Raw genomic sequence first — 466 nt, forward strand, 5'->3', positions numbered from 1 at the left:
TGCGTTGTCTGCGGTTTAAGCTGGCGTTATAGCGCTTTGATAGTTCAAGGGTTGTAAGGTTGTCGAGAATCGCTGGCTTCAGTGCTTTTGAGTTTGATTCCTCAACCATATCCAAGGTGGAAAGTCGTCGCAATCCAAGTTGCTGCAAGCTTTCAAAGTCAATTTGGTTCGTTGAATTTTGAAGCTTTGCTCTCGGCTCGTTTCCCTAAATTCTCGACTGAATCGGTGTTTTGGGTTTTGTGGTCTGGTTGCAGAAGGTTTTGTTGGTTAAAATGGTTTTCATTGAATGCAAGCTAAGTGCTTCATTGCCAAGTGAGTTTGTTGTTTGTATCGCTCTAACAAAAGCTTCAAACCGACAAACAACGCGTGGCATTTTTGGTTTGCGGTGATTTTCGTGTTTAAGGCGTAATGCGGCGGCTTGATTTGTGCGTTGTCTGCGGTTTAAGCTGGCGTTATAGCGCTTTGA

At 44.0% G+C, this 466-nt stretch carries 1 protein-coding gene; it reads right to left on the reverse strand.

Annotated elements, in window-relative coordinates; translation table 11 throughout:
• Positions 1–205 precede the first annotated feature (205 nt).
• Positions 206–466: hypothetical protein (locus HC752_RS25010; protein ID WP_238930636.1), on the reverse strand; the 261-nt coding region annotated here is incomplete at its 5' end.

The sequence above is a fragment of the Vibrio sp. S9_S30 genome, assembly GCF_014694455.1.
GTDB lineage: Bacteria > Pseudomonadota > Gammaproteobacteria > Enterobacterales > Vibrionaceae > Vibrio.